Origin of the sequence: Salmonella sp. 2020_1395 (genome assembly GCF_043848115.1) — a bacterium.
GTDB classification, from domain to species: domain Bacteria; phylum Pseudomonadota; class Gammaproteobacteria; order Enterobacterales; family Enterobacteriaceae; genus Salmonella; species Salmonella enterica.
On sequence record NZ_JBCMFH010000003.1, the window covers coordinates 116,711 to 136,330 of the forward strand.

A 19,620-nucleotide genomic window follows, 5' to 3' on the forward strand; every position below is an offset into this window, starting at 1 on the left:
GTATGTCACAAATGCCCCATCAGGTTTCTTAGCAAGAAGTCGCAATGCACCATCAGTCCCAAAAAAGAACCCAACGGAGCCATAGTGCATTAATCCAGACTCCGGCAACTGACCAATACACGCAAGGATACGCATGTGCCCAAAGCCCATCCGGTTCAACTCCACCACAGATGCAGGAACACCGTCTTTTAGTGCGGATAAACTGCCCCCTACTGGTTTCACTACCGGGTAAAGGAACCTGACAATCTGCGGTCAATGTGAATCGCCACAGGTTTAACAGACACCTCAGAGCCATTTAAGATGACTTAAAGAGAGGTGCCTATGAGCGGTAAACGTTATCCCGAAGAGTTTAAAATTGAAGCGGTAAGACAGGTCGTTGAGCGTGGCCATTCTATTTCCAGCGCCGCAACACATCTCGATATTACTACCCACAGTCTTTACGCCAGGATAAAGAAGTACGGGTCGAACTCCTCCACCAATAAAGAAATAAAGAGCAGTCAGATGATCAGACCGGAATCCGCCGACTCCCGAAAGAGTTGAAGCGGGTTACTGACGAGCGGGACATATAAAAAAAAGCCGCAATAGATTCAATTGGTCACTGCAACCATGAATGACAAAAGATAGAGTCCTGAATGCGCTTCTGATGGCCGTGTGGCGACGTAATCACCCGCTATGAATGGCAGTCGCTCCTGAAACCGCACGGACTGGAGAGCAGAATGAGCCGTCGTGGCAACTGTCATGACAATGCGGTTGCAGAAAGCTTTTTCCAGCTACTGAAGCGTGAACGGATAAAGGAAAAGATCTACGGAACGAGAGACGAAGCCAGAAGCGATATTTTTGATTACATAGAAATGTTTTATAACAGTAGACGCCGGCATGGTTCGAGCGAGCAGATGCCACCGGCTGAATATGAAAACCTATATCATCAACGACTCAGAAGTGTCCAGGTTATCCGTGGTGATTCACAGATATGCTCACCTTGCGCCTAATCATTTAACGGAACACGCGAGGGAAATAGACGACATTTTTGGTGATGATGTCCCAAATATGTCCCATATGGAAAATAAGGAGGAAATAAAGAAGCGTAACGCGTTGATTTATAAGTGGCGCGCCCTGCAGGATTCGAACCTGCGACCCACGGCTTAGAAGGCCGTTGCTCTATCCAACTGAGCTAAGGGCGCCTTGTGAAGTGAAGACTTCGTGTAGACGAAACGCGAGAATTATACGGTCAGGCACTCCTGAGTCAATGGCTTTTGTTCTGGTTGCTGACTAAGTGTACGAATATCGTCTTTTCTGGCGCAATGCCAGGTTCCAGGAAATCGCCTGGACACATCTCAGCACGCATAAAGTGGGAATTAAGGCCGCCAGTATTTAGAAAATCAATAAGTTTCTTTAATATTTCACCATGATTCACCTGCCGTGTAGGATATTTTTTATGCTGAGTATCGCTATTAAGGAACAAAACAGTCACTTTGAGCATGGTTTGAAAATCATCATGACGCGTCTGGCGAATCAATGGCAGCAGAAAATTGACTTTCTGCCGCCAGAAGAGATAGATAATGCCGATATCGCTTTCCTGGCCCTGGATGATGATTGGTTCAGCGCTGGCTGTTATCAGATACCTATGCATACCCAACATCAGCTACGGGTGATTATTTGTAATAAATGCGATAAAGAAAAGCTCATGTTCAGACCATGTCTGTATATGCTGCCGCATATTTATCGGGAAGATGATGTTGAAGAAATTACCCGGAAAATGATATTGATCTTACATAAACGAGCGCTTCGACATAGCGTCCCTTCTGGCATTTGTCACTACTGCACGACTCGTCATTTTTCAGTAACAGAACGTCACCTGTTAAAACTGATCGCCAGCGGTTATCATTTAAGCGAAACGGCTGCTTTACTTTCACTTTCTGAAGAGCAGACAAAGTCACTCCGCCGGAGCATTATGCGCAAATTACATGTTAAAACGGAGCAGCAGTTTTTAAAGTATATTAGAGTTAACCTTCATTTCTTACTCAGTAAGTAAACTCACTTAACTTTTTACAAGGCTTACGAAATATCTCACCAATAATTAAGTAACGATACCTACAGGCATTTTTTTAACGCTGCCACAATGATGCCCATAATATCCTGATAGATTCAGGGGTCAAAAATATATGGCTGCATCATAAATGCCTGGAGGAGTGTTTGGTGGCACAGGGTACTTTATTAAAGGAAAGGATAAATCCCCCACACCTGGCGTCTTCGCCCACACGTCATTCATATCTCAACAGCGAATTGTTAAAATCTGAGCCAATCGTTAATCTCTCAACTGCGCAATTAATCAGCTATGAGGTCCTGACGCAACTTCCGTCAGAACATGATAGCGAAGTTTTTTTTCAGCAGTTAATGCTGATGGAAGGCATTGAAACATCAGAGCAACGAAGCATTGCTTTTTACGCTGGTGCAACGATGGAACAAGGTTATTTATGGCCAGCCATATTACCAGATATATATTAGAGCAATGGAAAAAGCAGGATGCGCAGCGTACCACGCAGGGAAAGACACCGCCGTTTAAGAAATGCTAAAGACTGCGCCTGCCGTTATCACTCTCCAACGCCGCAGATATTTGATCACCTTGAGTTACTGAACCAACAGCTCAATTATGCCTTGCCGGTTGGTATCATTTCTCAGGCAATAATTACAACTGACAACTACCTCGGCTATTCGCTGAGTCACTACTTATTTTCCGGAAAACGTACCGCTGCATTCCGCTCATTAGATGACATTTCTTTGTGGATTGAAAAGGGGTCGCTCAGACAACTGATTGTAGATATGGAGGCGCTACCTGTCTCCTGTATTGAGGCGCTTAACCAGCTACGCGCGCTCAGTTGGCAACAAAGCGATATCCAGATTTACCTGCTGGTATCAGATAAAACCCCCGCTATAACACAGTTTATCCGTATGGCTGGGCGTTTTTTTGTTCTGTCACGACAACAAAATCTGGCCTCAGTACGCGAAGCCTTGTTATCAGCCGCCAAACCTCGCTTATCGGAAAGCTTTAGCCGTACTGACTGGTTGATGATTGAAACTTTAGCACAAGGCGCCTCTTTAAAAGAAATAGCACGTCAGCAAAGCATACCTTATCATCGTGTAGTTTACCGGCTTAAACAACTTATCACCCTCCTTAACCTTCCCCACAGGCAAAGCTTTCTTCGGCTGATCCAGCAGTTAAACGTTACTTTCCACGACATTTTTTAACGAACTAACGTTTTGGTGAATAAGATTTTTTAAGAAATTACTTATTTTCACTTCCATTAAATGTAAATATTTCACATAAAATTAATATTTACAACTCGTCCTGGTAAGCGATAAAAATTTTTTTCTTACATCGTCCCCTGTCCCTCCTCGTTTTTTGAGGTCTCCCGCGTAAACATCTTTCCGTTATTACATAACAAATACTAAACAATTAGTCTTTCATATTATTTTTATACTTAAAAACAACAGTTTAAACTACTCAATGTCAACTCTAAAGAAAATAGCTCCACCACGAACAAATTTTCTATAACGCCACAGAACATCCTACCCGCTATCCATAATTCGCATTTCGCAAGACTTTTCCGAGAAATCAGACCAGGTATAATCCATATTGTTTTTACTTAATCAGAAATTTCTTTTTTGTTGGTGCGAAATGGATATTCCACATATTTATTACTCTTACGCAAAATAGCCAGTCAACAGGGAGGTCTCATTCTTTATTATTGCTCCACTGTGTGGTGTGTAGACTTGGCTATTTCACAATCTTTAAGGTGTCTGACGCTTATTCTAAAACGAAGGACGCATAACAGTCTGAGGCATACAACAATGAAACCTGCATCTGTTATCATTATGGACGAACACCCTATTGTAAGAATGTCGATCGAAGTTTTACTCGGTAAAAATAGCAATATTCAGGTTGTCCTGAAAACGGATGATAGCCGAACAGCGATAGAGTATCTGCGCACTTATCCTGTTGACCTTGTCATTCTGGATATTGAATTACCGGGCACCGACGGCTTTACCTTACTTAAACGAATCAAATCTATCCAGGAACATACCCGGATACTTTTTTTATCGTCGAAATCAGAGGCTTTTTATGCCGGCAGAGCAATAAGAGCGGGCGCAAACGGATTTGTAAGTAAACGCAAAGACCTCAATGATATTTATAATGCGGTAAAAATGATTTTATCCGGCTATTCTTTTTTTCCATCTGAGACGCTTAACTTTATCAGTAATACCCGTACCCCCAAAGGCGGGCACCATGATATGCCACTATCTAACCGCGAAGTTACCGTGCTGCGCTATCTGGCCAATGGAATGTCTAACAAAGAAATTGCCGAGCAACTTTTATTGAGTAACAAGACTATCAGCGCGCATAAGGCCAATATATTTTCTAAACTTGGCCTTCACTCTATCGTTGAGCTTATCGACTACGCCAAATCACACGAATTATTGTAAAGGTACTCCCGACGAATTATCGTTCGGGAGCCACAATAACGGACACTAATTGTAATTGATCAGGAAGGTCGCATCCGCGTTAGCAAGTCCGGGCTGCACGCCATCGGCTAAGGCGATATAGTTCGCATAGAATTTCAGGGTAGCATTGCCGTTGTTGTCAATATCGACGGCCTTGCTGGCCTGTTCAAGCGGCAATCGACGTTGATCGCCATCGCGAATTTCAATCGCCAGTTTTTGCGCCATTGCCGTATCAGCAAGCGCCAGTAATGCCGTGCCGGGCGCTGGCGTCCCGGAAAACGTTATAGACGCCGACCCCGGCGGGCAGCCTTCAAGTTTTAGGCTAAAGGCTACCGGTTGCGTGGCGTCACCGGCGGCGTGAAGCTGTTTTGTCGGCCAGGTGCCGAGGTTAACCGATTTGTTACTGTCGCCCGCAACCACGGCGCAGGTAAAATCCACCACGTTACCGCGCAGTTCAATATTCACTTCGCCCAGAGATGAGTTGGCCTGACTCAGCGGGCTGAACAAAACACAACCGATAGCGATGAAAACGCGCCGAAAGATCATTATGCCTCCTTAATCATAATCGACTCGTAGATAGCCGCGCGCAGTAAACGGCCCTTCCGCCGGTTTATTCCCCGTCACGCTGATCGGCCAGGCGCGAATACCTACGCGAGCGGCGGCGTTATCATCAAGATGAAACGGAATTTTACTCGACAAATTATTGGGTGTGAGCGGCGTACCGTTGCTATTAGCAACTACAAAGCCTAAATCCGGATTATCGGACACCATCGCCTGCCCTGAGGCCTTTTCGGCTTCAAGCCGCATCGATAAATAGGCCTGCGCCGCGACGTTAGTACATTTAATAGCGATAGTTTTCGTTTGCGGCGTGACGCCTTGCGGACGATTACCCGCCCCCGCCTGACTAAATAACGACGCGCCGATATCGCCGAAATCAAACTCCACGACCTGTCCGGCATTCACTTCACAGTTTTGCGGTACTTCCACTTTGCCGCTGTAGCTAATGGTATACACCGGCGTGCTCAACGCGTCGCCGGTAGAGGTCGTCACATAGACAGTAAACATTGTCTGGCGAGGGATCGTCACCATATTAATAAAAGGCCGTATCACTTTTAATTTAAAAACCAGCTTTGAGTCCTGCACGCCAAACGGCATTTGCTGCGACACGTTAGAGTCGACGCCCATGCGAATATAGTTACGGGGCGGATAAAATACGCCAGCGACACTATCGGTGATGCTCATCGCGCCCAGAAGGTAGTCATTCAGCTTGAGGTATTTAAAATTTCCTTCGGTGCTTTGTACCGGTAATTCTGATACATAGCTTCGGTAGGTATAATTTACCGTTGTCCCCGCCGGGCACGTCGCGTTTACGCCGACCCAACCTGATTTTTCCGGCAGCGTCACCACCTGTCCCGGCTGATTATTGCCGCTGGTGAAAACATCTGACAGGTCGTAAAAGATATCGGTCACCGTCCCGTTTGAATTGCGGCAAACCGTCGCCAGCGCGGGATGGGTGAAAAAGAGCGCGGTCCCCGCCAGCAATAGCGCTGAGTATATTTTCATCTCTATTTTTCCTTTTATGACGACGGACGGATACAGGTCGCGCTGGCTATCGTGATCGCCTGCTTTAAGCTGTCCTCCGCCAGGGCGTAAGGGGCGATACAACGCGCGTTTTTCCCCTCTCCCCACTGGATGAACAGTTCACCTTTTAGCGGCAAGCCGCTCAGATAAATTTGCCCGTCATCGCCGACCATACTGGTAATGCCGCTGGCGGTTTCTCGTACTATCGCGCCAAACGGTAACGGACGTCCGCCAAGCCTCGCGGTAATGATTGCCCTTACGCCTATCCGCGTATCAAAAGCAGCCCGCACCAGCGCGCCCTCTGTCGGCACTACGCTGCTGACGTTATTTTCGACATCGGTATGGTTGTCCATCGTGTTGGTATCTAACGCGACGCGGTTATAGCGATATACCGTGGCGTAGGGCATTACCGCATAACCCCGCCAGTCCGTTTTCACGCCGGTCTGGTTTTCGATGCGCACGCCTTTCGCTCCCGGCGCTTTAATCAAGACATTGGTATCGCCCAACGGTTGGCTAAACGTAATACCATCCGCATGACCGACCACGCCGCCGGAAAGTTGCCAGTTATAGTCATGATGATCGCGATCGTAGTTATATCCCACGCCCAGCGTGCCATACGTCGCCTGCCAGCTAGCGCTGGCGCTGCCGCTATAACCATTGGTACTGCTACGACCCTGCGTCACGCTGTAGCTCAGATTACGTCCTTCCAGAAGCGTGCCGCCCACGCCGGTCTGCCAGCTATTGTCGCCGTCGCGGTTGCGGTTGGCGTTAAACGTGGCATAAGTACGATCAAGAATAGTGTCGCGCGCATAGCGCCGTCCGGTCAGAACGCTAAACGGAACGGACATATTGAATGCCAGAATGCGATCGGCGCCTGAGATCCCCACCGACTCGCTCCACGACCATGACAGCGAATAACTTATGCCTTGCCATCCACTGGCGTATCCCAGTTGATACCAGGTATTGGTATCCGCCGTATTCCAGTAATTTTGTTGACTGCCGGAAAGATACAGTGACCCGTAATCCCCCAGGTTTTGCGAAATATTGACCTGAAAGCGGCCTTTTTTGCTGTAACGGAGATTGTGGTAGCTCTGCGCCACCGGCACTTTATGGCGGCGTCCGTCGCTATCGTATTCGTAGTCGTACCCTTCCATACTGCGGTATGCCACATCATCCAGGGTGTAAAATCCGCGCGTGGAATAGCGGTAGCCCAGCAATTGAAAATTAGTCCCGTAATTATTCAGCGATTTGGCGTACAGAAAACGCAACGATTGCCCCTGATGGGTGCTGTCATCTGCCAGTTGGCTACGCGCATGTGTGACATCGACCGACACGGCTCCCCAGTCGCCCAAATTTCGCCCCGCCCCGACCACCACAGCACGGTAACGATCGGCAAGTTGCGTACCGCCGTAAGCCGTCAGCCCCGCAGGCAGGCCGGCAATCACCGTTCCCTGGAAAAAGAATGGCGAAGACTGCTGACTATTGCCGCTGCGAAAATCCCCGGCCACCAGGTCATACTTCACCCTGCCCTCACGCTGCAATAGCGGAACGGTAGAGTAAGGCACCGTGTAACGTTGTTGGCTACCGTCTTTTTCATCTACCGTCACCTCAAGGTCGCCGCTGGAAGAGGTAGGATTAAGATCGGTAATCGCAAACGCGCCCGGCGACACATAGCTTTGGTAGATAACATACCCGTTCTGTCGTATCGTCAGCTTTGCCGCCGTCCGGGCGATCCCTCTGACCGTGGGGGCGTAGCCCTGCAGGCTATCGGGATACATATTGTCAGAAGAGTACAGCCGCGCTCCGCGAAAGCCGACGCTGTCGAAAACATCGTTCCCGGTATTGCTGTCCCCCATGACCAGTTCGCTTTTTAGCGGAATGATGGCGCGCTGTACCCAAGTGCCAATGTTGTTCCAGCGTTGCGAATGATAGCCGTCCCCTTTCGAATAATTCCAGGCTCCGTTATTACGCAGCCGCCAGGGGCCATAGTTCAACCCGCTCAGCAGACTCAAAAAATAGCTATCGCTGTCTGTTCCGCGGCTACCGGTAAAACTGTAATTAATGAGTGCGGCGGGTATCCCTTCATCCCACTCTTCCGGCGGGATATAGCCACGCGCGCTGTTGAGCAATGACGCCTGCGGCAAGCTAATATTTAAGCGCATCGACGCGAAATCAAACGCGACCTCCGCGCCCGGGATTTTCTCAGGAAGGTGAATACACGTGGTATCGACGCCTTTATCTGAGACAGGGAACGCCGCGGTATTCACGCCCAGCCGTTTAATCCACTCCGGTGTAAAACAAGGCATCAGGCCGCCGGATTTATCGCCGGCACCCACGGCGCCCGCCTCAAAACGAATATCCTGCGTCGCTACGAATTCGTCGTTACGCCAGATATCCACCCGGTAAATACCGGGCGGCTGATGATTACCTTTTTCAAAGCGAGATAAATCCGCCACGGACGCGGTATCCGCCGACAAAAACGCAGGGTTGAAATAACTTTCGCCGCGGCTCGTCAGCGGACACAGCGCCGCCAGCACCGACAGCGCCACGCCGTTTAACGGTGATACATAGCCGGGAAATCGCCCTGCAAACCAGGTTGTCTTCTTCATCGTGTTCTCGTGTGGCTTCACGCTCTCTGCTTAACCGAGACTGGCCGTTGTCGCCGACGTCAATGCGCCGTAATCATTGACGGTCTGAAATGTCACGCTGCCCTGCGCGCCAGTCGGTAAGGGAATTTGCATGTCGCTTTTTGGCGCGATCATCACGTTATCAATCTTTTTCGCGCCCACGCTGATATTGACCAGCGTGAGGTAATAAGCAGATGGGTTGGTTATCTTGAGATGGTTGCCGACACGGGAAAATTTCAGCAAGGTCGGCGCGTCTTCCGGCGTCTGTGGCAAATTCGCCGGACGCACGAACAGTTTGATGCGCGACAGAATCGCCAGTTGCAGAACGTTTTTTCCTTCAATATGACTTTTATCGACCGACGGGATGGCTTTCACGTTCATCCAGAATAACGACTCCCGATCCCCGGGTAGCGGTTGCCCGGCGTAGATAATACGCAGCGTGTTTTCGCTTTTGGGTTCGCTGACGAATAAAGGCGGCGTAACGATAAACGTTTTTTCTTTCTGCCCGGCGCTATTTTCGATCCATGAATTGACGAGGTAACGTTCTTGAGTATCGCTATTACTGATTGCCAGAGAAGTCTGTTTCGCCGCCGAGGGATAAATAACGCGCGTGGCGCCTAATGCAATCCCCCCCGCCGCCTGTACGTTCAGCGAAGTAAATAACGTGAGAAGAACAATAAAGCCTAATTTTATACTATTCAGCATGGTAAAAAATACCTTTTGCATTGAGTCACGTCGGCAAGAAAATTCATGGGTAAACCAGCGTAAACCACACTTCTGAATGAATTCGTCCCGGCGTCATATTTTCTGAAATTGCCCGATAGCGGGCAGTAAAATGCAAAGTCATTTCTGACGTTAAAATGGGCGTGTAATGAAGCGGTAACGTGTTAGGTATGATTTGCCGCTGCTGGTCATCAAATAATGCCAGGCCGATTCCGGCATTACCGATACCCTCGCCGCTGGCCAGAAAAACATGGGGATCTTCCGCAGGCGTAACGCCGGCAAACGCAATGCCGACATGACGCCAGACCTCCGCGCTACAGGAGATTAACCGTAACGAAAATGGAACGCTGACGGGAGCGAAGCTGCCAGGACCGGTAAACGCATTCGTGCGGTACTGTCCCATCAGTACGCGCAAATCCTGGCTTTCTGTGGCGACAGCGCAGCCGCCATTGACCAGTTGTCCGCGCAGGTGAATACGCCCGCTCTCCACCATTACCGGCTGCGCAATAACGGGCGACATCAAAACAAGCCCCGCTAGCGCCGCGCCTTTCCTTATCATCTGCTGTGTTCTCTTTTATCCCCGATAGCCTCTTCCGTTGAGGCGCCTCCCTTCCCTGGCGTTCCCAGACGGGATTATTCGTATTTCATGATAAAGGTGGCGTCGGCATTAGCCTGGCCTGGCGTCGTGGCGGCGGCGGTTGCCTTATAGCGTGCGGTAAAACGCAGCGTATTGGTGCCTTCAACCAGCGCCTGCTTCGCCGAGAAGGTCGCGCCGTCCGGCTTCAACGGTGAAGAGGTATTATCAAGAATCTCAATCCCGACGCCGGTTGCGGTAGTGCTATTGTCCGCAGAGGAGACAGCCAGCAAATTAGGGTTTGTGTTATCTGCCTGACCAGAGAAAGCCACGGCAGCGGTGGCCGCCACTTTCGGATCGCAGTCATTCAGGACGATGGAGAAAGGCACCTGCGCAGTCGTATTACCAATCGCCGTAAAGCTGGCGGTACGGTATTGACCCAGCGTCACCGTTTGATCGGCGGATTTAGTGCTAACGGCACAGGCTGCATTAACCAGTTTACCTTCGAAATGAATAGTACCGCCACTCACGCTCACCGGAGTAGGATCAGCCGCAACCGCTGCGCCAGCGACAAACATCAGACTCGCAATAGTAGAGGTCATTAATTTATGTTTCATGGATTTCCCTTGAATTACACACACCCGGTTTCGGCATCCTGTCGGCTCCGTTTGAATTATTATCGACATAGCATGTCAGAAAAGTTATCTCTGCATCCTGTAAAGATAGATATCGCAGATTAATTAGTTTTCTGTTTCTCCCCTGAGTATCAGACGCAGTAATTAATCTTTGCGAATATGACATTTCGTCACGGTAATAAATTAAACATTTCGCTAAATAAAAAATAGCCGCAAACTCTTTTAATGACCTAAGCTAATTCTTATTGGGATATAAGAAGGGTCTAATCTTATTTTGTATAAAATGTCGCATTATGCCGCCCGACGCTATTAACGACGAGGGATTACGGTAACCATAGCCAGGGTGATGAATTGTTTCTTTTTGGTTAATCATGGCGCGCTTACTGGTCACGTCTCAGTATCGGCAACGGACGGGGGAGACGTCGCGTTTGCATCGGAAACACAAACGTTAACTGACAGCGAGGCCCGCTTCTGACAAAATAGCGTCATCCCCTTTGACTTGAAGTAACAGATGGAATCTTCTCTCTGATGGCAGCAAAGATTATTGACGGTAAAACGATTGCGCAGCAGGTGCGATCTGAGGTTGCTCAAAAAGTTCAGGCACGCGTCGCAGCAGGGCTTCGCGCTCCCGGCCTGGCTGTGGTGTTGGTCGGCAGCAATCCGGCCTCACAGATTTATGTCGCAAGCAAACGTAAAGCGTGCGACGAAGTGGGATTCGTCTCCCGCTCCTATGACCTGCCAGAAACCACCAGCGAAGCCGAACTGCTGGCGCTTATCGATACTCTGAATGCAGATAACACGATCGACGGTATTCTGGTGCAGTTGCCTTTACCGGCAGGTATCGACAACGTTAAAGTGCTGGAGCGTATCGCGCCAGATAAAGACGTAGACGGTTTTCATCCTTATAACGTCGGTCGTCTGTGCCAGCGTGCGCCGCGCCTGCGTCCCTGTACGCCCCGCGGTATTGTGACCCTGCTTGAGCGTTACAATATTGATACCTACGGCCTGAATGCGGTGGTCATTGGCGCGTCCAATATCGTTGGACGCCCAATGAGCATGGAGCTGCTGCTGGCTGGCTGTACGACTACCGTTACGCACCGCTTTACCAAAGATCTGCGTCACCATGTCGAGCATGCTGATTTGCTCATTGTCGCCGTAGGTAAACCGGGCTTTATTCCCGGCGAATGGATTAAAGAAGGCGCAATTGTGATTGATGTCGGTATTAACCGTCTGGAAAATGGCAAGGTCGTTGGCGACGTCGTGTTTGACGAAGCCGCGGCGCGCGCGTCATACATCACGCCAGTACCGGGCGGCGTCGGCCCTATGACGGTCGCCACGCTTATCGAAAACACGCTGCAGGCGTGCATTGAATATCACGATCCACAAGGAAAATAACATGGCGACATTCTCTTTAGGCAAGCACCCGCACGTCGAGCTGTGCGATCTGCTCAAGCTGGAAGGCTGGAGCGAAAGCGGCGCGCAGGCGAAAATCGCCATTGCCGACGGGCTGGTGAAGGTTGATGGCGCGGTTGAAACGCGTAAACGCTGCAAAATTGTCGCCGGGCAAACCGTTAGCTTTGAAGGCCAAAGTGTGAACGTCGTGGCCTGATACAGAGTGCCGGATAGCGACGCAAAGCGTCTTATCCGGCCTGATTATGCTTTCTTTTCAGATAATCATCCACTTAATCCTCTGCGTTCCAACTGCTAGCATGGCTATTTCCCTGTGAACCATCGCTATGCCTACCGTTATCACCCACGCCGCCGTTCCCCTGTGTTTTGGCGCAGGCTTAGGCCTGAAAGTTATCCCTCCTCGCCTGCTGTTTGCCGGTGTTGTGCTGGCGATGCTCCCCGATGCCGACGTGCTGGCCTTTAAATTTGGCGTCGCCTACGGCAACGTATTTGGCCATCGTGGATTTACCCATTCTTTACTTTTCGCATTCGTCCTCCCCCTGTTGTGCGTACTCGCGGGACGACGATGGTTTCGAGCGGGGCAGGTGCGCTGCTGGCTGTTTTTAACCGTTTCATTGTTGTCGCACAGCCTGCTGGATTCGATAACCACGGGTGGGAAAGGCGTCGGATGGCTGTGGCCGTGGTCGGATGAACGTTTCTTTGCACCCTGGCAGGTGATTAAAGTCGCGCCGTTTGCGCTTTCAAGCTACATCACGCCGTATGGACATCAGGTCATTCTCTCAGAATTGCTGTGGGTGTGGTTGCCGGGAAGTATTTTAGTGTTATTTCTATGGGTACTTAAAACGCATATTAAAAGGAATCAATATGAATAAAATGACATTCGCCGCCGCGGTCGTCTGTTTCTCATTTTCCCACGCCAGCTATAGCGAAGAAATGTCTGCCACTGGATGGTATGCGGCATCGTCTGCGGTTGTCAGCGTGGGCAGTTCCGCACTGGTTAGCGGAATTATACTCTCCCCCGTACTGCTGCCGCTCAACCTGAGCATTGGATCTGTTGTCGAAAATAAAAAGCAAAAAACCGCGCTGTTAACCACTAAGTCCCCCGATAACAAAGACATTAAAATGCAAGTTCCGCTAAATGTCGTCAAAGAAGGCAACCTCAAAGCAGGTGATAAAGTCACTCTGGAAAAAACGCAGGAAGGCACCGGCGCTTATTTGAAAAAAGAGGGCAAAGTCCTTGCCCATATGGTAAATCAGGACGACGCAGGACTTTCCAGCAACCAGACGGTACCGGCCAAATGAAGCGATTCGCGTTTGCCCTGTGGCTCAGCGCAATCTCGCTCAACGCTTATGCAGACAGTGCTAACTGTCACCAAAAAGCAAACACGCCGGAGAGCATCGCAGCGACAATGGATCAGGCGCTACAGCTCAAACAGCAGCTTAACAGTCAACCCGATCCGGTCGTCATTCTGGTTCGCCAGGGGCAAGATATGTCGAGCCGACATTTAACCTGGTCACATGCTGGCTATGCCATGCGCCAGCCAAACGGAGACTGGCGGGTTTACCATAATCTGAATACTTGCGGAACCGCTGAATCAGCGCTCTATATACAAGGTCTGTATGAGTTTCTGGCTGATGACCTGGTGAATCAGAGCATTGCCGTTTTGCGCCCGCGTTCAGATATCGCGACGGCATTACAAACGCTCTTACATAGCGCTACCAAACTCAATCTCTTCCACAGTCCCCGCTATAACCTGATTGCGTGGCCTTTTTCCGGCCCTTATCAGAATTCGAATGGCTGGCTTCTCGAAGTGTTTGCGCGAGCAAACGATGCGCAGGTTTGGTCACGTAATGATGCCCGCCGCTGGTTGCAGCTTCAGGGTTATCAACCCTCTATCGTTAGTGCTGGCACTTTTGAACGATTAGGCGCAAAACTGTTCACCCCCAACGTTTTCACCGACGATCAGCCAGCAGAATTGCTGCGAAAAGGAAATGTGGGGCTAAACAGCGGCGACAGCGTCATCCGCTTTATTGCCCATTACAGCCGGGCAATACCCGGGTGTGAACATCAGAATCTGGGGGAGTCGGTGTGTGTTTATCTTTCGCCCGGTGCAAAAAAATAAAAAACAGGCCGTTCTATGCAAATAGAGCGGCCTGTAAAAGCGCTTACTTACGCCGCCAGGTGGTGCCCTGCGGGCCATCTTCCAGAATAATACCCATTTCAGCGAGACGATCGCGCGCCGCGTCCGCCGCCGCCCAGTCTTTCGCTTTACGGGCATCCAGACGCTGTTGAATCAAGGCTTCAATTTCCGCAACTTCACCGTCATCCGCCTGCGCGCCGCTTTGCAGGAAAACATCCGGCTCCTGCTCCAGCAGTCCCAGCACGCCGGAAATCTTCCGCAGATGAGACGCCATCGCATTCGCGGCGGTCATATCCTCGCCCTTCAGACGGTTGACTTCACGCGCCATATCAAACAGGACGGAGTAGGCTTCCGGCGTGTTGAAATCGTCATTCATCGCCTCCACGAAACGCGCTTCAAACGCCTCGCCGCCCGCCGGGGCCGCTGATTTATCCGTTCCACGCAATGCGGTGTATAGCCGCTCCAGCGAAGCGCGCGCCTGCTTGAGGTTCTCTTCGCTGTAGTTCAGTTGGCTACGGTAATGCCCGGACATCAGGAAGTAGCGCACGGTTTCCGCATCGTAGTATTTCAGCACGTCGCGCACGGTAAAGAAGTTGCCCAGCGATTTGGACATCTTCTCGCGATCCACCATCACCATACCGGAGTGCATCCAGTAGTTGACGTATTCGCCGTCATGCGCGCAGGTAGACTGGGCAATCTCGTTTTCATGGTGCGGGAACATCAGATCGGAACCGCCGCCGTGAATATCAAAATGGTTGCCCAACTGCTTGCAGTTCATCGCCGAACATTCAATGTGCCAGCCCGGACGCCCTTCGCCCCACGGCGACGGCCAGCTCGGCTCGCCCTCTTTCGACATTTTCCACAGCACGAAGTCCATCGGGTTACGCTTCACGTCAACGACATCTACGCGCGCGCCCGCCTGAAGCTGCTCAAGATCCTGACGGGAAAGCTGCCCATAAGTCGGATCGGTCGGTACATCGAACATCACATCGCCGTTATCCGCCACATAGGCGTGCCCTTTCTCGATTAAGGTGCGGGTGAGCTCGATAATTTCCTGAATATGGTGCGTCGCACGCGGCTCGCTGTCCGGACGCAGAATATTCAGCGCGTCGAAGTCCTGATGCATTTCCGCAATCATTCTATCGACCAGCGCGACAAAACTTTCGCCATTTTCATTGGCGCGTTTAATAATTTTATCGTCGATATCGGTAATGTTACGCACATACTTCAGCTTATAACCGAGAAAACGCAAATAGCGCGCGACAACGTCAAAAGCGACAAACGTGCGTCCGTGGCCAATGTGGCAGAGATCGTAAACGGTGATACCACACACGTACATGCCGACTTCCCCGGCATGAATGGGTTTGAATTCCTCTTTTTGGCGCGTCAGTGTATTAAAAATTTTTAACATCGAAGATTCCGTATAGACGTGTGTGGGTAATAATCTCTGTATGATACATATTATTCGTAATCGAAGCAGCACACTTTGCAAGGTGATCGCAGCTTACGGTTATGCTATAACAAGCCCCTATATGTGCCCCATTGCGGGCTAAAGCACCACTCTCTTGGAACAGGATGCATAAATGGTTACTTTCCACACTAATCACGGCGATATCGTAATCAAAACCTTTGATGATAAAGCGCCTGAAACAGTTAAAAACTTCCTGGACTACTGCCGCGAAGGTTTTTACAACAACACCATTTTCCACCGTGTGATTAACGGTTTTATGATTCAGGGCGGCGGCTTTGAGCCGGGCATGAAACAGAAAGCCACCAAAGAGGCGATCAAAAACGAAGCCAACAATGGTCTGAAAAATACCCGTGGTACGCTGGCGATGGCGCGTACTCAGGCACCACACTCGGCTACCGCGCAATTCTTCATCAACGTGGCAGACAACGACTTCCTGAACTTCTCCGGCGAAAGTCTGCAGGGCTGGGGCTACTGCGTCTTTGCGGAAGTCGTAGAAGGTATGGACGTGGTAGATAAAATCAAAGGCGTCGCCACTGGCCGTAGCGGTATGCACCAGGACGTACCAAAAGAAGACGTCATCATTGAAAACGTGACCGTCAGCGAGTAATCGTGGCGACACTGTTTATTGCAGACTTGCATCTGCAAACGGAAGAACCGGCGATCGTCGCCGGTTTTCTGCGTTTTTTAGCCGTAGAAGCCCGTCAGGCCGACGCGCTGTATATTCTTGGCGATCTCTTCGAGGCCTGGATTGGCGACGACGACCCCAACCCGCTACATCGTGAGATAGCCGCCGCCATCAAAGCGGTGGTGAATGTTGGCGTTCCCTGCTTCTTTATTCATGGTAATCGCGACTTCCTGATTGGCAAACGCTTTGCCCGCGAAAGCGGCATGATTCTACTGCCGCAGGAAAAAGTGCTCGATCTGTATGGCCGCAATGTGTTGATTATGCACGGCGATACGCTCTGTACCGATGATGCCGGATATCAGGCGTTTCGCGCCAAAGTCCATAATCCGTGGGTGCAACGACTGTTCCTTACCCTGCCGCTGTTTATCCGCCGCCGTATCGCCGCCAGAATGCGCGCCGGCAGTAAAGCCGCCAACAGCAGCAAATCGCTGGATATTATGGACGTCAATGCGCAGACCGTCGTCGCCGAAATGGAAAAACACCGCGTACAGTGGCTGGTTCACGGTCACACCCACCGCCCGGCGGTACATGAACTTTCCGTCAACGACCAGCCCGCGTTCCGCGTGGTGTTAGGCGCATGGCATCATGAAGGTTCAATGGTAAAAGTCACGCCGGACAACGTGGAGTTAATCGCCTTCCCCCTGTAAATGTTCGTCGAATCGTCCGTTACGGCGCACACGCAACCGTTTTCCTTGCCTGATTATCATGCTATTCTCTGACACCTCAAAAGCAGCGTGTCCCGCACCACAGGAGTTTTAAGACGCATGTCTTCCCGCAATAATCCGGCGCGTGTCGCCATCGTGATGGGGTCCAAAAGCGACTGGGCTACCATGCAATTCGCCGCCGAAATTTTTGAAATTCTGGATGTCCCGCACCATGTAGAAGTGGTTTCCGCCCATCGCACCCCCGATAAACTGTTCAGCTTCGCCGAAACGGCGGAAGAGAACGGATATCAAGTGATTATTGCCGGCGCGGGCGGCGCGGCGCACCTGCCGGGAATGATTGCGGCAAAAACGCTGGTCCCGGTACTCGGCGTGCCGGTACAAAGCGCTGCGCTCAGCGGCGTGGATAGCCTCTACTCCATCGTGCAGATGCCGCGCGGCATTCCGGTGGGTACACTGGCGATCGGTAAAGCCGGTGCCGCTAACGCCGCCCTGCTCGCCGCACAGATTCTGGCGCAACACGACGCGGAACTGCATCAGCGCATCGCCGACTGGCGCAAAGCGCAAACCGATGAAGTTCTGGAAAATCCCGATCCGCGGGGGACGCTATGAAGCAAGTTTGTGTTCTCGGCAACGGACAACTGGGCCGAATGCTGCGCCAGGCGGGCGAACCGCTGGGTATCGCCGTCTGGCCGGTTGGTCTGGATGCAGAGCCTACCGCCGTGCCGGTACAGCAGAGCGTCATTACCGCAGAGATTGAGCGCTGGCCGGAAACCGCGCTTACCCGCGAGCTGGCGCGCCACCCGGCCTTCGTCAATCGTGATGTATTTCCGATCATCGCCGACCGTCTGACACAAAAACAGCTTTTCGATAAACTGGGACTCGCGACCGCGCCGTGGCAGCTGCTGACCAGCGCCGACGAGTGGTCCGGCATCTTTGACCGTCTGGGAGAACTGGCGATTATTAAGCGTCGCGTTGGCGGCTACGACGGTCGCGGGCAGTGGCGTCTACGCGCGGACGAAACCGGGCAACTGCCGGATGACTGCTATGGCGAATGTATTGTTGAGCGCGGTATCCATTTTTCCGGCGAAGTGTCGTTAGTCGGCGCTCGCGCTCATGACGGCAGTACCGTGTATTACCCGCTAACGCACAATTTGCATCAGGACGGCATCTTGCGGACCAGCGTCGCGTTCCCACAGGCGAACGCCGAACAGCAGGAGCAGGCGGAATCGATGCTGTCAGCAATTATGCAGGCGCTGAACTATGTCGGCGTAATGGCGATGGAATGTTTTATCACGCCGGAAGGCCTGTTAATCAATGAACTGGCGCCGCGCGTACATAACAGCGGACACTGGACGCAAAATGGCGCCAGCATCAGTCAGTTTGAATTGCATTTGCGCGCGATTACCGGCCTGCCGTTGCCCGCGCCGGTGATTAACGCCCCGTCGGTGATGATCAACCTGATCGGCAGCGAGCTGAATTACGACTGGCTGAAGCTGCCGCTGGTACATCTGCACTGGTATGATAAAGCGGTACGTCCGGGGCGAAAAGTCGGCCATCTGAATCTGACCGACAGCGATACGTCACGTCTTAGCGCCACCCTGGAAGCGCTTTCTCCGCTCCTGCCGGGCGAATACGCCAGCGGCATTATCTGGGCGCAAAGTAAGCTTAAATAAACAGCGTGGGCGGCGCATTTTCTGTCGCCGCCCGTCGCGATCACAGACAGATGCAGGTTCCCGCTCTGCCCGCCAGGGTATCGTCAATACGCGACAATGCGCCAATCCATGCCGGCTTTCCGCACCGCTTCACATATCCGCTTACCGCGGTCACCTTCGGTCCCATCGCGCCATCGGCTTTGGCAAACGGCGCCAGCTCATCGGGCGAAGCCTGACGAATAGCGCGCTGTTGTGGCGTTCCCCAATGTTCATACACCGCATCCGCATCCGTCAAAATGATCAGACCATCGGCCGCTATCTGCTCCGCCAGCAATGCCGCCGCCAGGTCTTTATCTATCACCGCCTCGACCCCTTCGCCCTCGCCGGCAACAGGTACCCCGCCACCGCCGCTGCAAATCACCACATGGCCCTCTTTTAGCAATAACTCAATAGCGGCGCTTTCGATAATCTGACGCGGCGCCGGGGAAGCGACGACACGGCGCAGATATTTTCCATCACGTTTCATATGCCAGCCATAAGTCGCTTCCAGCGCCATTTGCTCTTCTGGCGAATAAACGGGGCCAATAAACTTTTCCGGTTCAAGAAAAGCAGGATCGTCCGCCGATACCTTTATCCGCGTTAATACTGTAGTCACCGGCGGCATATCGGGTTCAAGCGCCAGACGCTGCGCCAGCATATAGCCGATCATGCCCTGACTCTCCGCCACCAGCACATCCAGCGGATAAGGCTCAACGGCTTTCCAGGCAAGGTTCTGTAAAGCCAACAGGCCGACCTGGGGGCCGTTGCCATGTACTATCGCCAGCCGATACGAGCGGGCAAGTCGCGCCAGCGCAGGCACTGCGTCGGCAATATTGCGATATTGATTCTCTGCCGTTAGCGCTTCTCCGCGCTGCAATAATGCGTTGCCGCCAAGAGCAACTACCAACGTTTTCATT

At 51.5% G+C, this 19,620-nt stretch carries 22 protein-coding genes, 1 tRNA gene and 2 pseudogenes; 16 read left to right on the forward strand and 9 right to left on the reverse strand.

Translation table 11 applies throughout. From position 1 onward, the window contains the following. Positions 1–321 precede the first annotated feature (321 nt). The 3 genes and pseudogenes from ACH0WD_RS05420 to ACH0WD_RS05430 form a co-directional block, all read left to right on the forward strand. On the forward strand, positions 322–540 hold the full coding sequence (locus ACH0WD_RS05420; RefSeq protein ID WP_001747483.1) for an IS3 family transposase: 219 nt from the start codon (positions 322–324) through the stop codon (positions 538–540). Between the two features lie 34 nt (positions 541–574). Further along, positions 575–989 (forward strand): annotated as a pseudogene (locus ACH0WD_RS05425) (IS3 family transposase); the annotation flags it as partial. Continuing rightward, positions 958–1,083 (forward strand): annotated as a pseudogene (locus ACH0WD_RS05430) (integrase); the annotation flags it as partial. The pseudogenes ACH0WD_RS05425 and ACH0WD_RS05430, both read left to right, overlap by 32 nt. 21 nt (positions 1,084–1,104) lie before the next feature. On the opposite strand, the gene ACH0WD_RS05435 reads toward ACH0WD_RS05430, so the two are convergent. Next, positions 1,105–1,181, reverse strand: a tRNA-Arg gene (locus tag ACH0WD_RS05435). 254 nt (positions 1,182–1,435) lie between these two features. Between ACH0WD_RS05435 and fimW the strand changes: the two genes are divergently transcribed. From fimW to fimZ, 4 genes are all read left to right on the forward strand, one after another. Continuing rightward, positions 1,436–2,032, forward strand: coding sequence for a fimbria biosynthesis transcriptional regulator FimW (fimW, locus tag ACH0WD_RS05440; protein WP_000948629.1), 597 nt, complete (start codon positions 1,436–1,438; stop codon positions 2,030–2,032). 161 nt (positions 2,033–2,193) lie between these two features. Further along, positions 2,194–2,505: a hypothetical protein gene (locus ACH0WD_RS05445; RefSeq protein WP_000226496.1), complete on the forward strand. Its 312-nt coding sequence runs from the start codon at positions 2,194–2,196 to the stop codon at positions 2,503–2,505. A gap of 18 nt (positions 2,506–2,523) precedes the next feature. Next, the gene (fimY, locus tag ACH0WD_RS05450; RefSeq protein ID WP_001258100.1) at positions 2,524–3,246 is read left to right on the forward strand and encodes a fimbria biosynthesis regulator FimY; all 723 of its coding nucleotides are present in this window, start codon (positions 2,524–2,526) and stop codon (positions 3,244–3,246) included. A gap of 603 nt (positions 3,247–3,849) precedes the next feature. Next, entirely contained in the window at positions 3,850–4,482 is a 633-nt protein-coding gene (fimZ, locus tag ACH0WD_RS05455; RefSeq protein WP_000801273.1) for a fimbria biosynthesis transcriptional regulator FimZ, read from the forward strand. Between the two features lie 45 nt (positions 4,483–4,527). Here fimZ and sfmF read toward each other — a convergent pair whose 3' ends face one another. The 6 genes from sfmF to fimA all read right to left on the reverse strand — a co-directional run bounded on the left by sfmF (position 4,528) and on the right by fimA (position 10,622). Then, positions 4,528–5,046 (reverse strand): fimbria assembly protein, encoded by a 519-nt coding sequence (gene sfmF / locus ACH0WD_RS05460; protein WP_000577507.1) that lies wholly within the window; start codon positions 5,044–5,046, stop codon positions 4,528–4,530. Between the two features lie 9 nt (positions 5,047–5,055). Next, positions 5,056–6,063 (reverse strand): type 1 fimbria D-mannose specific adhesin FimH, encoded by a 1,008-nt coding sequence (fimH, locus tag ACH0WD_RS05465; RefSeq protein WP_000708669.1) that lies wholly within the window; start codon positions 6,061–6,063, stop codon positions 5,056–5,058. 14 nt (positions 6,064–6,077) lie between these two features. Beyond that, entirely contained in the window at positions 6,078–8,690 is a 2,613-nt protein-coding gene (locus ACH0WD_RS05470) for a fimbrial biogenesis usher protein (RefSeq protein ID WP_000754201.1), read from the reverse strand. Positions 8,691–8,720: 30 nt separating this feature from the next. Then, positions 8,721–9,413, reverse strand: a complete 693-nt coding sequence (gene fimC / locus ACH0WD_RS05475; protein WP_001519112.1) for a type 1 fimbria chaperone FimC — start codon at positions 9,411–9,413, stop codon at positions 8,721–8,723. Positions 9,414–9,456: 43 nt separating this feature from the next. Beyond that, positions 9,457–9,990, reverse strand: coding sequence for a type 1 fimbrial protein subunit FimI (gene fimI, locus ACH0WD_RS05480; RefSeq protein WP_000619602.1), 534 nt, complete (start codon positions 9,988–9,990; stop codon positions 9,457–9,459). 74 nt (positions 9,991–10,064) lie between these two features. Further along, positions 10,065–10,622 (reverse strand): type 1 fimbrial protein subunit FimA, encoded by a 558-nt coding sequence (gene fimA, locus ACH0WD_RS05485; protein ID WP_000681032.1) that lies wholly within the window; start codon positions 10,620–10,622, stop codon positions 10,065–10,067. 546 nt (positions 10,623–11,168) lie between these two features. Here fimA and folD point away from each other — a divergent pair. The 5 genes from folD (at position 11,169) to ACH0WD_RS05510 (ending at position 14,173) form a co-directional block, all read left to right on the forward strand. After that, the gene (gene folD / locus ACH0WD_RS05490; RefSeq protein WP_000729165.1) at positions 11,169–12,035 is read left to right on the forward strand and encodes a bifunctional methylenetetrahydrofolate dehydrogenase/methenyltetrahydrofolate cyclohydrolase FolD; all 867 of its coding nucleotides are present in this window, start codon (positions 11,169–11,171) and stop codon (positions 12,033–12,035) included. 1 nt (position 12,036) lies between these two features. After that, positions 12,037–12,249: a ribosome-associated protein YbcJ gene (ybcJ, locus tag ACH0WD_RS05495; protein WP_000190278.1), complete on the forward strand. Its 213-nt coding sequence runs from the start codon at positions 12,037–12,039 to the stop codon at positions 12,247–12,249. A 127-nt stretch (positions 12,250–12,376) separates the two neighbouring features. Further along, on the forward strand, positions 12,377–12,922 hold the full coding sequence (locus tag ACH0WD_RS05500) for a metal-dependent hydrolase (protein ID WP_001143507.1): 546 nt from the start codon (positions 12,377–12,379) through the stop codon (positions 12,920–12,922). Then, positions 12,915–13,352 (forward strand): STM0539 family protein, encoded by a 438-nt coding sequence (locus ACH0WD_RS05505; RefSeq protein WP_001038581.1) that lies wholly within the window; start codon positions 12,915–12,917, stop codon positions 13,350–13,352. Before ACH0WD_RS05500 ends, ACH0WD_RS05505 begins: the two co-directional genes overlap by 8 nt. Beyond that, on the forward strand, positions 13,349–14,173 hold the full coding sequence (locus ACH0WD_RS05510) for a DUF2145 domain-containing protein (RefSeq protein ID WP_000819117.1): 825 nt from the start codon (positions 13,349–13,351) through the stop codon (positions 14,171–14,173). The genes ACH0WD_RS05505 and ACH0WD_RS05510 overlap by 4 nt, the downstream gene beginning before the upstream one ends. Before the next feature lie 43 nt (positions 14,174–14,216). On the opposite strand, the gene cysS is transcribed toward ACH0WD_RS05510, so the two are convergent. Continuing rightward, positions 14,217–15,602 carry a cysteine--tRNA ligase gene (gene cysS, locus ACH0WD_RS05515; RefSeq protein ID WP_000912376.1) on the reverse strand — a complete coding sequence of 462 codons (1,386 nt, stop codon included), beginning with the start codon at positions 15,600–15,602 and terminating at the stop codon, positions 14,217–14,219. Between the two features lie 172 nt (positions 15,603–15,774). Here cysS and ppiB point away from each other — a divergent pair, with 172 nt between their 5' ends. The 4 genes from ppiB to purK all read left to right on the forward strand — a co-directional run bounded on the left by ppiB (position 15,775) and on the right by purK (position 18,685). Further along, a complete protein-coding gene (gene ppiB / locus ACH0WD_RS05520; RefSeq protein WP_000255991.1) occupies positions 15,775–16,269 on the forward strand; it encodes a peptidylprolyl isomerase B in 495 nt (164 codons plus the stop codon). A 2-nt stretch (positions 16,270–16,271) separates the two neighbouring features. Further along, positions 16,272–16,994, forward strand: coding sequence for a UDP-2,3-diacylglucosamine diphosphatase (gene lpxH, locus ACH0WD_RS05525; RefSeq protein WP_000212279.1), 723 nt, complete (start codon positions 16,272–16,274; stop codon positions 16,992–16,994). A 117-nt stretch (positions 16,995–17,111) separates the two neighbouring features. After that, positions 17,112–17,621: a 5-(carboxyamino)imidazole ribonucleotide mutase gene (gene purE / locus ACH0WD_RS05530; RefSeq protein ID WP_000098736.1), complete on the forward strand. Its 510-nt coding sequence runs from the start codon at positions 17,112–17,114 to the stop codon at positions 17,619–17,621. After that, positions 17,618–18,685, forward strand: a complete 1,068-nt coding sequence (gene purK, locus ACH0WD_RS05535) for a 5-(carboxyamino)imidazole ribonucleotide synthase (RefSeq protein WP_000815602.1) — start codon at positions 17,618–17,620, stop codon at positions 18,683–18,685. The genes purE and purK overlap by 4 nt, the downstream gene beginning before the upstream one ends. Positions 18,686–18,725: 40 nt before the next feature. Here purK and ACH0WD_RS05540 read toward each other — a convergent pair whose 3' ends face one another. After that, on the reverse strand, positions 18,726–19,619 hold the full coding sequence (locus tag ACH0WD_RS05540) for a carbamate kinase (protein WP_000855343.1): 894 nt from the start codon (positions 19,617–19,619) through the stop codon (positions 18,726–18,728). Position 19,620 lies beyond the last annotated feature (1 nt).